Annotated in this window: 10 protein-coding genes; 3 read left to right on the forward strand and 7 right to left on the reverse strand. The window is 73.3% G+C overall.

All coding sequences use genetic code 11. From position 1 onward, the window contains the following. Nucleotides 1-58: 58 nt before the first annotated feature. Genes ABZ860_RS08880 through ABZ860_RS08890 form a run of 3 tightly spaced genes read right to left on the reverse strand, consistent with a single transcriptional unit; the run spans nucleotide 59 to nucleotide 2,745 of the window. Complete coding sequence (locus tag ABZ860_RS08880; protein ID WP_357217095.1) at nucleotides 59-1,261, reverse strand: histidine kinase; 1,203 nt, start codon at nucleotides 1,259-1,261, stop codon at nucleotides 59-61. 37 nt (nucleotides 1,262-1,298) lie between these two features. After that, nucleotides 1,299-1,952: a response regulator transcription factor gene (locus tag ABZ860_RS08885; RefSeq protein WP_357217098.1), complete on the reverse strand. Its 654-nt coding sequence runs from the start codon at nucleotides 1,950-1,952 to the stop codon at nucleotides 1,299-1,301. A gap of 43 nt (nucleotides 1,953-1,995) precedes the next feature. Then, a complete protein-coding gene (locus tag ABZ860_RS08890; protein WP_357217100.1) occupies nucleotides 1,996-2,745 on the reverse strand; it encodes an acetoacetate decarboxylase family protein in 750 nt (249 codons plus the stop codon). Nucleotides 2,746-2,892: 147 nt separating this feature from the next. Between ABZ860_RS08890 and ABZ860_RS08895 the strand changes: the two genes are divergently transcribed. Together ABZ860_RS08895 and ABZ860_RS08900 are read left to right on the forward strand one after the other, a co-directional pair. Beyond that, complete coding sequence (locus tag ABZ860_RS08895) at nucleotides 2,893-3,273, forward strand: YciI family protein (protein WP_357217103.1); 381 nt, start codon at nucleotides 2,893-2,895, stop codon at nucleotides 3,271-3,273. Continuing rightward, nucleotides 3,257-4,498, forward strand: coding sequence for an RNA polymerase sigma factor (locus ABZ860_RS08900; RefSeq protein WP_357217106.1), 1,242 nt, complete (start codon nucleotides 3,257-3,259; stop codon nucleotides 4,496-4,498). The genes ABZ860_RS08895 and ABZ860_RS08900 overlap by 17 nt, the downstream gene beginning before the upstream one ends. A 96-nt stretch (nucleotides 4,499-4,594) precedes the next feature. Here the strand turns inward: ABZ860_RS08900 and ABZ860_RS08905 are convergent, their stop codons facing one another. The 4 genes from ABZ860_RS08905 to ABZ860_RS08920 form a co-directional block, all read right to left on the reverse strand. After that, nucleotides 4,595-5,758: a glycosyltransferase gene (locus ABZ860_RS08905; RefSeq protein ID WP_357217108.1), complete on the reverse strand. Its 1,164-nt coding sequence runs from the start codon at nucleotides 5,756-5,758 to the stop codon at nucleotides 4,595-4,597. Between the two features lie 67 nt (nucleotides 5,759-5,825). Next, the gene (locus ABZ860_RS08910; protein WP_357217111.1) at nucleotides 5,826-8,321 is read right to left on the reverse strand and encodes an acyltransferase family protein; all 2,496 of its coding nucleotides are present in this window, start codon (nucleotides 8,319-8,321) and stop codon (nucleotides 5,826-5,828) included. A gap of 306 nt (nucleotides 8,322-8,627) precedes the next feature. Then, nucleotides 8,628-10,556 carry an LCP family protein gene (locus ABZ860_RS08915; protein WP_357217114.1) on the reverse strand — a complete coding sequence of 643 codons (1,929 nt, stop codon included), beginning with the start codon at nucleotides 10,554-10,556 and terminating at the stop codon, nucleotides 8,628-8,630. Between the two features lie 376 nt (nucleotides 10,557-10,932). After that, nucleotides 10,933-12,723, reverse strand: a complete 1,791-nt coding sequence (locus tag ABZ860_RS08920; protein WP_357217117.1) for a hypothetical protein — start codon at nucleotides 12,721-12,723, stop codon at nucleotides 10,933-10,935. A 157-nt stretch (nucleotides 12,724-12,880) separates the two neighbouring features. Here ABZ860_RS08920 and ABZ860_RS08925 point away from each other — a divergent pair, with 157 nt between their 5' ends. Further along, the gene (locus ABZ860_RS08925) at nucleotides 12,881-15,010 is read left to right on the forward strand and encodes a hypothetical protein (RefSeq protein ID WP_357217120.1); all 2,130 of its coding nucleotides are present in this window, start codon (nucleotides 12,881-12,883) and stop codon (nucleotides 15,008-15,010) included. Nucleotides 15,011-15,016: the final 6 nt, after the last annotated feature.

The raw sequence follows: 15,016 nt of genomic DNA on the forward strand, positions 1-15,016 counted from the left end.
GTGGGCGGCCGGGCGGGCATCTGCCGTTCGGCAGATATCCGCGACCCCATGGCGACGTTCAGCGGCCGGCGCGGCTCCGGCTCCTTCCCCGGGCGCCCTCCGGAACGGGGAGGACGGCGCTGACCTGCCACCCCGCCGCCCCGGGGCCGGCGTGGAGCACGCCCCCGAGCCCCTTCACCCGCTCGGCCAGGCCGATCAGGCCGGTGCCCCCGCCGTGCCGGTCGTCCCCCGCGAGCCCGGTGAGAGACGCGCCGCCGCCGTCGTCGTCGGTGACGCACACCCGCAGGGCCGGACCGTCGGCCGGAGCGACCGCGACCACCACCCCGGTCGCGGAGGAGGCGTGCCGCCGCACGTTGGTCAGCGCCTCGAGCACGACGGCGTACGCGGTGCTTGCGATCTCCGGCGCCACCGGGGGAAGGTCGCCGGGCATGTCGAGCCTGGCCGGGATCCTTCCGGTGGCGGAGAAACGGCCGACCAGGTCGGGCAGGTCGGCCAGGCCGTAGACCCGGGTCGGCGGCGGCTCCTCCGCCGCCCGCTCGTCCGGGTCGCGCAGCGCGCTCACCATGCGGTCCATGGACGCGAGCGCGCGCAGCCCCGCCTCCTCCACGCGTACGGCGAGCTCGCGCGCCTCGTGCGGATCGAGCGCGCCGAGCTGCGCCGCCTGGGCCTCCAGGACGATCCCCGTGATCTCGTGGGCGACGAAGTCGTGCAGGTCGCGGGCCGTCTCCAGCCGCTGGGCCCGCCGCGCGTCCGCCACCGCGCGCACCCGCCGGTCGTCCAGCGACCTGAGGTACAGCGCGACGGCGGCCACGGCGACCACGGCGATGAACGACAGGAGGCAGGCGATGATCGACGCCTCCGCCGCCGGGCGGGGCATGCGCAGCGTCAGCCGCAACGGCAGCGCGACTGCCGCCGCGATCCCGAGCGCCGTTCCGATGACCGCCGCCTGCCGCCCCGGCAGCCGCCGTACGACCCGTCCGAAAAGGAGCAGCAGCCCGCCCATCTCGACGGGCAGCCACAGCCCGGCCAGCTGGTGCCGCCCCTGGTAGGCGAACGTGACGGCGTAGGAGACCAGCGCGACGACGCTCGCCGCCTGGGCGAGGCCGATCCGCCGGTAGGGCAGGCGCGCCGGCGCGACGGCGACGGCCAGGGTGGCGGAGAGGGCGACGACGAGCGCGTGCGGGGGAGCGAGGATCGCCGGCGCAGGCACCATCACCACGACCACGACGCACAGGAAGGCGCGGACCCGGGACCTCGTCATGCCACCGAGGGTACGCACGCGGCGGGGACCTTCTCCTTCAATTCCCCCTGGCGTACCCCAGCTCCCAGGCGCGTACGGCGATGCCGACCCGGTTGCGCACGCCGAGCTTGCGCTGGATGCTCGCCACGTGGGTCTTGACCGTGCCCGGCGAGATGAACAGCTCGGCGGCGATGTCGGCGTTGGTCTTCCCCTCGGCCACCTGGCCGGCGATCTCGATCTCGCGCTCGGTCAGCGGTTCCGGCGGCGGCGTGTGCCGGGGGCCGCCGCCAGTGACGTGCCTGAGCAGCCGCACCGTGACCGAGGGACTGATCAGAGTGTCGCCGGCCACGGCGGCCCGGACCGCTTCCACCAGGAGCGCGGGGCCCGAGCGCTTGACCAGGAACCCGGACGCGCCGTGCCGCAGCGCCGGATAGACGTACTCGTCCAGGTCGAAGGTCGTCACCACCACGACCTTCGTCGGGGACGGCGCGCCGGGGCCGGCGAGAACCCGGGTCACCTCGAGCCCGTCCATCCTGGGCATGCGGATGTCGACGAGCGCCACGTCCGGCTGGAACCGCCGGGCCATCTCCACCGCGGCCACTCCGTCGGCGGCCTCGCAGACGACCTGGATGTCCGGCTGGCTCTCCAGGATGCGGCGCAGGCCCCGCCGCACCATCTCCTGGTCGTCGGCGATCAGGACGCGAATGGTCACCCGCCGATTCTTCCAGCCCGGCCGGGGGTGGCTCGTGGCGGCGTCAGGCCCGCCCCGGCTCCTCGAACGCCATCGACACGTGCTCGGCCGTCGCCGTCATCAGGGCCCGCCGGGGCAGGCCGAGCTCGCTCAGCTCCTTGGCGATCGGGTGGTTGCCGAGGCGTATGAGCGCGCCGCCTGGCCGCCAGCGGATGCCCCGGGCACGGACCGTCCAGGGGATGCGGCGGGTGACCCCGTCCAGGTGGGCGTAGGCGTCCGGCACGGGCAGCGCCTCACCGAGCAGCGGCGCGGGCGCCGACGGGATGCCCGGCCTGAGCAGCAGGTCGACCACCATCCGGCCGTCCCTGCGCAGCAGGCACCGCTTGTAGGGCGAGCCGAGCCGCAGATCCACCTCGGCCAGTTCCTTGGGGAAGCCCCAGATGGTCCGTCCGGCCTCCAGCGTGAACGTCTGGTCGACCGGCAGCCAGTGGACGAAGGCGCCCGACCCCGACCCGCGCAGGTCCCTCAGCCCGGCCAGCGGCCCGCGCCTCGGAGGGGGGCCCGCGTCGGCCGGCCGTACGAGGAAGGTGACCCCGAACTCGTTGTAGGAGCCCAGGTCCGAGTCGTGATATCGGACGAACACCAGCGAGCACAGGGCCTTGCCCGGCAGGACCTCGGTGACGTCCATCCTGGAGTACGCGAGGACCGCGCGGGCCGCGTCGGCCCGCACCAGGTAGGCGGCGAGGCAGACCGACGCGTCGCGGACCTCCACCGGCGTCTCGACCCTGCGACCCTGGACGACATGGCTTGCCATGCTTCCAGTACAGCAAGCCCGGCGTCCGGGCGACAGCCGTACGGCGGCAAGGTTGTTCCAGTCCTGGTTTCCGGCGGATGTCGATATCCGGGGGGTCGTTCGTATAGAGGATGAGCGGGCCCGCGCCGGGCGGGCCCCGCCGAGGAGGTGGACGAGACCGTGAGGCACTATCTGCTCAGCATCCAGCAGCCCGACGGCGGGACGCCCCCGCCGGAGGTCCTGGAGCCGATCATGCGGGACCTGGCGGTCCTCAACGAGGAACTGCGCGCGGCGGGGGCGTGGGTCTTCTCCGGCGGACTGCACGATCCGGGCACGGCGACCGTGGTGCGGGTGCGCGACGGGGAGGAGCTCGTCACCGACGGCCCGTACACCGAGGGCAAGGAGCACGTCGGCGGGCTGACGATCATCAAGGCGCCCGACCTCGACGCGGCGCTCGAATGGGGGCGCAGGCTCGCCCGCGCGACCACGCTCCCTGTTGAGGTGCGCCCCTTCGCGGGCGTCGTGGAGGGCGATGACGACCGGCAGTAGGGACCCCGACGTCGAGCGGGTGTTCCGCGAGGAGTACGGCAGGGCCGTCGCGGTCCTGGTCCGCCACTTCGGCGACATCGACGTCGCCGAGGAGGCGGTCCAGGACGCGTTCGCCGAGGCGGTGCGGCGCTGGCCGCGCGACGGGACGCCGCCGAGCCCGGCCGGCTGGATCATCACGACCGCCCGCAACCGGGCGATCGACCGCCACCGGCGGGAGTCCCTGCGTGCGGACCGGCACGCGCGGGCCGTCCTGCTGCACGCCCCGGACGACGCTGACGACGGCCCGGCCGAGGAGGGCCCCGTGCACGACGACCGGCTCCGCCTGATCTTCACCTGCTGCCATCCCGCGCTCGCCCCGGCCGCCCGGGTCGCGCTGACGCTGCGCCTGCTCGGCGGTCTCACCACGGCCGAGATCGCGCGGGCGTTCCTGGTCCCCGAGCCGACCATGGCCCAGCGGCTGGTCAGGGCCAAGGCCAAGATCCGCGACGCGGGGATCCCGTACCGCGTCCCGCGGGAGGCCGACCTGCCGGACCGCCTCCGGGCCGTGCTCGCCGTGGTCTACCTGATCTTCAACGAGGGGCACACGGCGAGCGCGGGCGATCGGCTGGCCCGCGAGGACCTGTGCGCGGAGGCCGTCAGGCTCGGCCGCCTGCTGGCCGGCCTGATGCCCGACGAGCCGGAGGTCATGGGGCTGCTCGCGCTCATGCTGCTCGTCCACGCGCGGCGCGACGCCCGCACCACTCCGGCGGGCGACCTCGTGCCGCTGCCGGAGCAGGACCGCGACCGGTGGGACCGCGCGCTCGTCGCCGAGGGCCAGGACATCATGCGGGCGTGCCTGCGGCGCGGCCGGCCGGGGCCCTACCAGATCCAGGCGGCGATCAACGCCGTCCACGCCGACGCGCCGATCGCGGCCGCCACGGACTGGCGGCAGATCCTGAGCCTGTACGACCACCTGCTCGCCCTCGCCCCGAACCCGGTCGTCGCACTGAACCGCGCGGTCGCGGTGGCCGAGGTGGACGGGCCGCGGGCCGCGCTCGCCCTCCTGGACGACCTCGGCATGGACGGCTACCACCTGTTCCACGCCGTCAGGGCCGACCTGCTGCGGCGGCTCGGCCGGACCGAGGAGGCCGCGCGGGCGTACGAGGCGGCGATCGCCCGCACCCGCAACGCCGCCGAGCGGGCCTTCCTCGGCCGCCGCCTGCGTCAGGTGCGGGAGCCGAGGTAGCGCAGGACGGCCGGCAGCGGCTCACCTGGCCGCTCCTGGACCGTGACGCGACCGCCCGCGCCCACCGGGGCGGGCGTGGCGGTCGTGCACAGGTCGCTAGACGTTCTGTCCCGACAGGTTGGTCAGGCGGCCGGCGGGAGAGCGGTCCGGCAGGGCGGCGACGGAGCTCGGGGCCTGGGCCCATCGTTCGAGCAGGGCGACGAACTCCCCGGCCACGGCGGGCCAGTGATAGTGGTTCAGCGCCTCGACGTAGCCCCGCGCGCCCATCGCGGCACGCCGTTCGGCGTCCTCGCGCAGGCGGAGCACGCACTGCACGACCGCGTCGGCCACCGCGCCGACCTCGCCGAACGGCACGATCGTCCCGCAGTCGACCCGGCCGACCAGGGACGCCGCTCTCGGCAGCGGGGTCGTCACGACGGGGATGCCGCGGGCCATGTATTCGATGACCTTCGTGGGCGTCGACTCGCGGTAGTTCGGCACGTCGTGCAGCAGGGACAGCCCGGCCAGGGCGCCCTCGGCCATCCGCAGCGCGTGGTTGTTGGGGACGTACCCGAACCAGTCGAGCAGTCCGGCGCGCTGCGCGTCGCGCAGCATCGGACGCACCGCGGCGTCGGCCGGTCCGATCAGGTCCAGGCGGATGCCGTACGGCCGGAGCCGCCGGGCGATCTCCACCATCTCGGCCGCGCCGCGCGCGAGGGAGATGTGGCCCACGTAGACGATCCGGTGGTCTCCCGGCGGCGGGGGCGGCGTCGTCGGCACGTACGTGTGGTTGGGCACCACGGGATGCGCGCCGGGGAAGCGCTTACGGTAGGACTCCTCGGCGAGGATGAGGTGCAGGCGCCGCTCCGCCCGGCCCTCGACCGCGCGGATCAGCGGCGGCAGGACGCTCCGCAACGGCCCCGGCAGATACGTCTTGGCGTTCAGCGCGCCGATCGTGTCCTCGTGGACGTCCCAGACCGTGGGCGGTCGCTTGCGCGGCAGCGCGAGCAGCAGCTCGATGTCGTGCACGAGCAGCAGGTCGGCGTCTCGCGCCGCCCTGCGCAGGGCGGAGGTGGCGGCCCGCAGCGCCTTGCCCCGGTGCAGGCCCACGGCCCTCGGCACGTCGACCGCCCGGATGCCCGGCCGCGGCGTCACGTTGCAGTGCGTGAACGGCGCGACGAAGGTCACCTCGTGCCCGGCGTCGAGCAACGCCCGGATCTGCCGGTGGGTGATCCGGGCGTCCTCGGGGTGATGGACTGTCGTGCCGACGCATACCCTCATATGGGGAGGCTGACCGCACCGTCCGAAATGACCGGATGCGCCGGGTGAATGGCCCCCGAAATGCCGCTTAACTTCCGGTGCTCGCCGGCTGCGGCGCCTGCCCGCTCGGCCTGCGGTACAACCAGGTCAGCCGGGGCTCGAGCAGCCACTTGAACGCCGTACGGGTGATCGGCAGGCACAGCACGATGGCCAGCGCGAAGCAGGAGCACGCGATGGCCGCCACGCCGAGCGGGCCGTACAGCCAGGAGAAGCTGAGCCAGCCCATCTCCTTGGCGATCATCACCGGAACGCCGTGCAGCAGGTAGCAGTAGAGCGTGCGGGTGCCGAGGTCGGTGAACCACGTCTGGCGCCGGGGGATCAGCGACATCACGGCCGCCGACATGGCCAGCGCGGCCACCAGCAGGCCCGTCCGCAGCAGCATGCCCTTCCACCAGACCAGGTGGAGGTCCTTGTAGCTGTCCTTGTAGTAGATCGGGCCGAGCTTGACCGAGTAGTTCTTCACGAGGAAGATCGCCACCCCCGCGGCGCCCAGCAGCACGAACACCGACAGCACCATCACCCAGCGCTGCTTGAGGAAGTCGAAGACCCCCGGCTTGAGCACGAGGCCGAGGACGAAGAACGGCATCAGGCCGAAGAAGCGGTCCATGCTGAAGTCGCCCGTCAGCTCGGAGAACCCGGCGAACAGGTATACGGCGATCGAGATGACGAACGGATACTTCATCCGCTTCCACACGGGTGTGGACAGCCGCCAGAACAGCAGCGCGAGCAGATACCAGTTCAACCAGGCCGGATCCATGATCGTGATGCTGAACTTGTGCCCGAAGGCGGTGCGCAGCAGGGCGTATCCCAGCTCGACGATCACGTACGGCACGAGGAACGTGTCGACCAGCTTGTTGGTCTTGGCGTTCGAGTTCCAGAAGTTCCTGGACAGGTAGCCGCTGACGATGACGAACAGCGGCATGTGGAAGACGTAGATGAACAGGTACGCCGCACGGGAGGAGTCGGCCGCGAGCGTCGGGACCAGCGAGTGCCCGATCGGCACCAGGGCGATGCCGACGAACTTCACGTTGTCCAGATAGGGGTCGCGCGGCTTCTTGGCCCGGGGCGCGGGCTCCTGCTCGGGCTCGTCCTCCGGGCCGTCATACTGCCCCGTACCCCGGGCGAACGGGTCGTCCGGCCGGACGGGCACCTCGGCCCAGGCGGGCAGCGGGGCGCGCAGCGGCCTGCCGAGCGGACCGGTCTGGCGGGGGTCGTTCGCGCCGGGACCGTCCTGGGAGCGCCGCCAGGGGTCCCACTGGGCGGGGTCGGCGGCCTCCTGGCCGGGCCACGCGGGAGCCGGCGCGTCGAGCGGGGACGCGGGGCTGAAGGCCGCGTGCGGAGCGGCTCCGGCGAAGGCGTCCCCGCCCCGCCCGCCGCGCGGGTCGCGGGTGGTCTCGGGGAACGGCGCGGCACCGAAGGGGTCGTCCGGGGTGAAGACGGCGCCGGCGCCGGACGGGGGAGTGTCGAGGAAGGGGTTCGCCGTCCTGCCGACGGCGGCCGCCGGAGACTCAGGGAAGCCCGGGGGTTCGGGGAAGTCGGGGAACCGCGTCCCCAGCGGCTCCGGACCGGCGCCGAAGGCCGGGGTGGGGAAGGCCGGGGAGTCCCCGAAGGGGGGCGTCGGGACGTCGGCGGCGTCCTGCGGGCCGGGGGCGGACGGCCGCCGGGCGGCGCCGGGGAAGGCGTCCGCGAGGTTGCGGGGACCGTGCTCGGGGAACGTCTGCGGCCACGCGGGGCCGTCGGCGGCGCTCACGCCTGCCGCGGCACTCTCCGTGCCCTGACGACCCCTGCCCCGGCGGTCTGTGTCTTTACGATCTGGGCCCCGGCCTGCGGAGAAGTAGTCGAAGCCGTCCGGCTGCGGGGCGGACGCGGGCGGCATGCCCAGGCGGGAGGCGCCCGGCTGGCGCGGCTTCCGTACGGGCAGGGGCTGCTTCTCGTACGGCTTGTCGTGCGAGGCGGCAGCGGCAGGCGCGGAAGGGGCAGGCATGGAACCGGTCGGCCCGGCGGTGTTGGACACGGCGCTGTTGGCCACGGCGCTGCCGGGCCCTCCGGCGCTGCGCGGCTTCCGCACGGGCAGCGGCTGCTTCTCGTACGGCGGGGTGCCTGCGGGCGCGGACGCGGCACCGGTCGGCCCGGCACCGCTTGGCGCGGCGCTGTTCGGGCCTGCGCCGGAGCCCTCGGCGCTGCCCGTTTCGGTGGCCGCGCCTGTCGTGCTTCCCGGGGTCGTCTCGCCGCTCTCGTGGCGCCCGTGCGCAGGCGCGACGGCGCTCTCGTCACCGGCCGCGGAAATGCCGCCCTCGTGACGCCCGTGCTCGGGCAAATTGTGGGCCTGCGAGCCGGGCCGGTCCGCGCCCTGCTCCGTCTCCGGACCGCCCGCGGTCTTCGGCTCCCGCCGCGGCAGGCCGCGGTCCGGAGCGGGCCAGTCTCCGGTGATGCGGCCTATCACTCCGGTGGGAGCCTCTTCGGCATCGGGGTCGTTGCCTTGCGGGGATCCGGGAACCGGCGGGTGATGGCGGGTGTCACTCACGGGAGAAACGCTCAGCTATCTGTTGGAGGCTCGGGGGGAACGGCCACGCCTGGCGTAGCGTCGCCGCGTCCTTTCGGACACTAGCGAAGGCGCCCCGGCGCATCAGCCCGAACGGGCGAACAGGGCGCGTTCGCCAGGTGTTCACCCTAACGTTCTTGGACGCTGATGTCGCCTCTGAGGCCGAACATAACGCATGTGACGTCTGTCGGTTCTGTTGTCAGACCGCCGGAGACGGAACGGGCCGGGGCCCCCGTCCTCGTGGACGGTTCGGGAGCCCCGGCCGCGTTGTGGCAGGTGTGACGGCTGTCAGCTCGCGCAGGGGTTGGTGTCGGAGGTGACGACGTTGTCGCCCAGGTTGATGGGGGAGCGGACGCCCTTCCAGTCGGCGCCGACGACGAGCTGGATGATCGGCCCGCGGACCTTGCCCTTGGGCGCGTCCGGCGGCGGCGAGGACGGCGTGAAGGGCGTGGCCGGGCCGCTCGCCACCTTGCCGGTTTCCGGGCTGACGGGGTTGACCAGCTTGCCGACGAGGATCTTCGAGTAGTTCCAGCCTTGACCGGTGTAGCGGACCATGGTCTTCGGCTGGTCGGTGCCGTCTGGCTTCCTCGCGTCGCCGACGCCGACGACGTTGAAGCCGAGCGCGGCGAGCTCCTCGGCGACCTCCTTGGCCCGCCCGGAGGTGTTGGTGCCGTTGAACACCTGCACCTTGACCTGCTGCGGCTTGGTGACCACCGGGCCGGACGGCGAAGCGGCCGCGCTCGGGGTCGCGCTGGCGGTGGGGGTCACCTCGGTGTCGTTCGCGATGGCCCTGAAGAGGTTGCCCGCGGCCGGCTGCTTCCACTGCACGCGGTTCCTGTCGGCGACGTACGGCTCCCACGGCACGGTGGTGGCCTTGAAGCCCTTCGCCGAGAGCTTCTGCGCGCTCTGCGCGATCTTGATGAGCTCCTCGGTGTTGAGCGCGTCGTCCATCGTGACGGACTTGGCCGCGGCGGCGATGAAGTTCTGCAGCTTGCCGACGTCGGTGAGCAGGGCGCTGCTGGTCGCCTTCTTCACGACCTGGGAGATGAAGACCTGCTGGCGCTTGATGCGGGAGATGTCGCTGCCGTCGCCGAGGCCGTAGCGCAGCCGCACGTAGCCGAGCGCCGCCTCGCCCTTCACGATCTGCTTGCCGGCCGGCAGCGTGAGCTTCGACTTCTTGTCGTTGACGGCCTGCGGCAGGCAGATCTCGATGCCGCCGAGCGCGTTCACGATGTTCTTGAAGCCGGTGAAGTCCACCTTCACGTAGTGGTGGACGCGGATCCCGGTGAGGCTCTCGATGGTCCGGCGCGTGCAGATCATCCCGCCGTCGGAGAACGCGGAGTTGATCATCCCGAGGTGCGCCGGGACGAGCGTTCTGTTCCTGTTGTAACAGGCGGGGATCATCACCATGGAGTCGCGGGGGAAGCTGAGCAGCGTCGCCCCGTCGCGGTTGGGCGACACGTGCAGCAGCATGATCGTGTCGGTGCGCTCGCCGTCGTTGACCAGGTGCTGGCCGTACTTCTTGTTGTCACCCGCGCGGGTGTCGGAGCCCACGAGCAGCACGTTGATCGCGCCGGTCTCGTTGACGGGGCGGTTCTTGTCGAGGTCGTCGGTGGACGCGCCTCTGTTGATCAGGCCGATCGTGCTCCGGTAGACCTTGTAGGCCGTCAGCGTGCCGATGACCAGCACGCACGTGAGCACGACGCTGATCCAGCCGCCGATCCCCAGGCCGGGTCTGCCGCCGCCCCCGCCACGCCGGCGGGACGGCCTGCCGTCCGGAGGGAGGTCACCACCGCCCCCGGACGCGCGGCTCGCGACGGTGGGCGCGGTGGGGGCCGGGCCGTAGCCGGTGTCCTCGTCGCCACCGCGCCTGCGGCCGCGCCGCCGCGGCGGCTCCTCCTCATAGGAGGGTTCGGGAGGCCCGCTCGGCTCGGCCCGTCGCCCGCCTCGGCGGCGTCCCTCGTCGTACGTCTCGGGCGGGTAGTCGTCCCTGGGCGGTCGCTGTCCGCCCCGTCCTCCCGGCATCTCCGCGTAGCCGGCCGGGGCGGTGGCCACCGGCATGTCCGCGTACCCGGCGGGCGCGGGAGCCCCTCTGCGGCCCCGGGGAGGTTCGAAGGCGCCGCCGTACGAGCCGTCTTCGGGAGGACCCCAGACCCTCTGGTCGGACGGAGCCGGCGGGGGGCCGGAACGCGCGGCGACGCGCCTGCGCTCGCTCACCGCATGCCTGCCCAGAAAGCGACAGCCGGGCGACACGGCGCGACAGCCGGGAGACACCGCGCGACAGCCGGGCGACACGGCGCGGCGGCCGTACGGCCCAGTGTGACGGCAGGACGAGTGGGCGAGGGGCCGGAAGAATTACTCGTTCGCTCGCACACTTGTCCTCCTTGCCTGGCGATCACACGTCGCGCTCCGAGGGTAGGTCACTGAAGCGTCTGCGGGCGTCGCGATTGGGAGGATCCGGGCCGCGATCACGCCGTGCCACGTCCCCCTGATCCAGGGGCAGAGCATACTAAACGCCGACATTTTGGGTATGGGATTGAGTTTGCCTTTACCTGGATTTGGTGTTCCGTCGGTCGTTTGCCCAGGTAGCCGGTCATGTCCGTTGACGGACTCCCCGGACGGACAGGGCGGCGGCCAGACAGGCGAGCGGCACCGCGGGCAGGACGTAGCGGTAGTCGAACTGGGCCGTGGCGGGCGGGACGAGCAGCAGCGCCCAGGCCGTCGCCCAGGCGATGCCCCAGTCCGAGGATGCCCGGTTCGAGCGGGCCCGGTTCGAGGGGGCCCGGTTCGCGGAGGCTCGGTTCGCGGGCGGCCGTCGCGTCCGCGCCGACCCGGCCCGCACCGCCCGCACGGCCCAGGCGGCCGGGGGCACCAGGAGGATCAGCAGCAGCGCCGCCCCCGGCAGCCGCGCGACGTCCTGGTAGGCCCGCATCAGGCCCGCGAACGGCTCGGAGATGCGCACCGTGATGTCCCCGCGCTCGTAGCGCTGCGCGAACTCCTTTCCCCTCACGGCGGGATGCCGCCCGGGCGGCGGCGGCACGGTCTCCGGAAACTCGTAGTACCTGTACGTGTCGGCGTCGGGATAGACGGGCCGACCGAGCGTGAACGACCTCCCGAGCTCGGTCAGCGTGCCGCGGAGATAGTCGAGCGGCTGGCTGCGGATCGCGAGCGAGGCGAACCTCCCGGCCAGGGTGTCGGTCTCCTTGGTGAACGTGATGCCGGGCAGCCGGACCAGTGGGGATTCCGCGTTCCAGATGTACTCCTGGGACGCCGGGCGGGAGGCGGGAGGCCGGGAGTCGCACAGCACGGCGAGGTCGGCCGGCGGCTTCATCACCGAACAGTCGGCGAACGCCATCGTGCGGGCGTAGAGGAAGACACCGTTCGAGCCGACCAGCCCCACGCGCTGGTAGGTCGCGTGGAACCAGCCCGCGTAGCCCGCGACCGGCAGGAGCGCGGCCACAAGGAAGGGCACGGTGAGCCGGGCCACCGTCCGGCCCGGGCGGCCCGCCCCACTCGCACCGTTCGCCCCGCTCGCACGGCGCACGCCGTACGCGAGCAGAAGGAGCGCGAAGACGGCGATCAGCGGCAGCCCGACGGTCCTGGTCAGGGTGGCGGCGGCGAGCACGAGGCCGAGCGCGGCGGCCGAGCGCGGCGTCAGGGGGCGGCGCATCGCCAGGCACACCGCCCCCACGACCAGGAACGTGAACAGCGAGTCGGAGACGAGCAGGTGCTCCAGCTCGATCTGGTACGCGTCGAGCAGCACGGGGACGCAGGCCAGGACGGCCGCCCACCGAGGAGCGCCGCGCCGCAGGACGGTCACGTAGAGCATCACGCCGACGAGCAGCCCCAGCACGTGCTGCACGGTCACGACCAGGGCGAAGCTGTGGAACGCCTCCAAGAGCCTCAGGAACATCGAGTAGCCCGCCGGGCGGACGAGGTCCGGCCTCGGTCGCATGGCCGTCACGACGTAGGTGTAGGAGTCGGGGAACCACAGCGCGGGCCGGTAGCCGAGCGCGGTCACCAGCCGCAGGAGCGTCCCCAGCCCGAAGACCACGAGAAACCACCGATGCCTGCGCGCCCAGCCGGGGAGATCCGTACGCGCCCAGGCCACCGGGTGCAGCGGATCGCGGGGCGCGAGACGCTCACGCAGCCACTGCCCGGGCCGCCCGCCCGCGAGCCGCCCGACGAGTCCTTCGCCCATGTGGCGCAGGGTCGCGCGCTGCCCGTCCGAGACGAGTTGCCCGTTCGCGAGCCGTCCGTCCGCGGGCGTCGTGGGCGGACCCGGGGACGGCGGTTCGCCGGGCCGGGCGGGCTCGGGGCGCGCGTGCGAGGGCTCGTCCCGCTCCGGCCAGGGCGCCGCGCCCCGGCTGTCCGACACCCTCATATGCCCCCCTGCCTGCCTCCCGGCGTACGCTACCGGCTCCGTACGAGCCTCGTGCGAGCTCCGCACGCGCCTGTGGACGACCGCGACGCGCGGAGCGGGCGGGCCGCCTGATGAAGGCGGGGCGCCGGGGCGGGCCGCTAGTCTCGGGTGCATTCCAGTGAACAGATCCGGCCACTCGCGTGGCCGCACAGGGCTGCCGCCAGAGCAGGAGGCGGCGGGCAGGACGCTCGCGGCCGTCTCCGTCGTGCCCGCGCTCGCGCTCGGCGGGTGGCTGCTCGCCGGGCTGCCGCTGCTGCTGCTCGGGTGGTTCCGGCCGCTGCCCATGGCGCTGCTCGGCGGCGGCGCCGCCCTCCTGCTGTGCGCGTCGGGCCTGCGGCGCCTGCCCGGGACCGCCACGCCGCACCGCTGGGCGACGGCGGCCACTCTCGTCGTGGCACTCGGGTCGGGAGTGTTCAACGGGCTCCTGCACGGCGAGCAGCTGATCGTTAGGCGTGACCCGTCGACCTACGCGCAGTACGCCGTCTGGCTCGCCCGGCACGGGTCGCTGCCGATCCCGGTGGGGGACTTCGGCGGTCCCGATCCCGCTCTGCGCTTCGACAGCATGGGCGTCTACGTGACCGACGGCGGGATCGTCCCGCAGTTCATGGCCGGGCCGCCGATGACCTACGCGATCGGCCATTGGCTGGGCGGCGTCCCGGGCCTGCTGCTCGTGCCGCCCGTGCTGGGCGCGCTCGCCGTGCTCACCGTCGCGGGGACGGCCGCGCGGCTCGCGGGCGCGCGCTGGGCGCCCCTTGCCGCCCTCGTGTTCGCGGTCAGCCTGCCGGTCCTCTACACGTCGCGGACCACGTTCAGCGAGATCCCTTCGCTGATCCTGCTGTTCGGCGCGATGAACCTGCTGCTCGACGCCCGGGCCCGGCTCACCGCGGCCCTGCCCGGCGCGGGCTTCTCGTCCGCCGCGCTCGCGGGGCTGTCGTTCGGGCTGGCGCTGCTGGTGCGCATCGACGGCCTGCGCGACGTGCTGCCCGTGCTCGCCTTCGCCGGGGTGCTCATCGCCCTCCGGCGGATTCCCCGTGCGAGGCCCTTCCCGGAGGGACGGCTGGGCGCGCCCCTGCTGACCGGCCTGGTCGTGGGCGGTCTGTGGGGGTTCACCGGCGGATACGTCCTCGCCCGGCCATACCTGGAGTATCTGTCGGGCTCACTCATGCCCCTGCTCGCGATCTGCGCCGTCGTCGTGGCGCTCACGGTCGCCGGCACGGCCCTCGCGCCCTGGATCGCCGTCCGCGCGCGCCGGCTCCGCACGGGGGCCGGGTGGCTGCCGAACGCCGCCGCGGCCCTGGTCGTCCTGATCATGGCGGGCTTCGCCGTACGGCCCTGGGTGCAGACCGTGCGCCGTGACGCGGTCACGCCCGAGGACAGGCTCACGGCCGACTTCATCGAGAAGACGCAGATCGCCAACGGCTTGGTGACCGACAAGTCCCGGCTGTACTACGAGCACTCCCTCGACTGGGTCGTCTGGTACGTCGGGATCCCCGCTGTCGTGCTGGCGACCGTGGCGGCTGCCGTGCTCGCGCGCCGCCTCCTGACGAGGGGCGGCCTGATGAAGGGAGAGGAGTTCGGCTGGCTGCTGCCGCTGGCCGTGATCGGGTGGACGACCGTGACGACGCTGTGGCGTCCCGCGATCACCCCCGACCACCCCTTCGCCTCCCGCAGGCTGGTGCCGATCGTCATCCCCGGTCTGGTGCTGCTCGCCGTCTGGGGGCTGCGGTGGCTCTCGCGGCGGCTCGCGCGTACGCGCTGGTTCGCCGCCCGGCAGGGACGCTCGCGGGCCGCCGTCGCGGCGGGGGCGCTGCTGCTGGCGGTCCCGCCCGCGATCACCTCGATCGGCACCGCGTTCACGCCGGTCAACCGGGGGGAGGCCGCCGCGGTGGCGGGCCTGTGCCGGGCGATCCCGGCGAACGCCTCCGTGCTCATCGTCGAGCGCGTCACGGGCGAGCGGCTGTCGCAGGTCGTGCGCGGCCAGTGCGGGCTGCCGACGGCCCGGGTGGTCTATCCCTCGGGCCGCGACGTACCGCCTTCTGCCGATGTGCTGCGCCTGGTCGAGGCCGTCCGTCGCACCGGGCGGGTGCCCGTGCTGCTCGCCGCCGAGCCCGAGCAGCTCATGGCGTACGGCCCGGCGACCCGGGTGATGAGCCTGCACACGCGGCAGGACGAACGTTCCCTGGTGGACCCGCCCAACGGCACCTGGTCGCTCAACATCGACGTCTGGATGACCGTTCCCAGCGGATAGATCTAG

Source organism: Microbispora sp. NPDC046973 (assembly GCF_040644495.1).
GTDB lineage: Bacteria > Actinomycetota > Actinomycetes > Streptosporangiales > Streptosporangiaceae > Microbispora.

Excerpts from the sequence above, each read along its gene's own strand:
- ABZ860_RS08880 (WP_357217095.1), bottom strand. The coding sequence starts at position 1,261 with ATGACGAGGTCCCGGGTCCGCGCCTTCCTGTGCGTCGTGGTCGTGGTG.
- ABZ860_RS08890 (WP_357217100.1), bottom strand. The coding sequence starts at position 2,745 with ATGGCAAGCCATGTCGTCCAGGGTCGCAGGGTCGAGACGCCGGTGGAG.
- ABZ860_RS08900 (WP_357217106.1), top strand. The coding sequence starts at position 3,257 with ATGACGACCGGCAGTAGGGACCCCGACGTCGAGCGGGTGTTCCGCGAG.
- ABZ860_RS08905 (WP_357217108.1), bottom strand. The coding sequence starts at position 5,758 with ATGAGGGTATGCGTCGGCACGACAGTCCATCACCCCGAGGACGCCCGG.
- ABZ860_RS08920 (WP_357217117.1), bottom strand. The coding sequence starts at position 12,723 with ATGAGGGTGTCGGACAGCCGGGGCGCGGCGCCCTGGCCGGAGCGGGAC.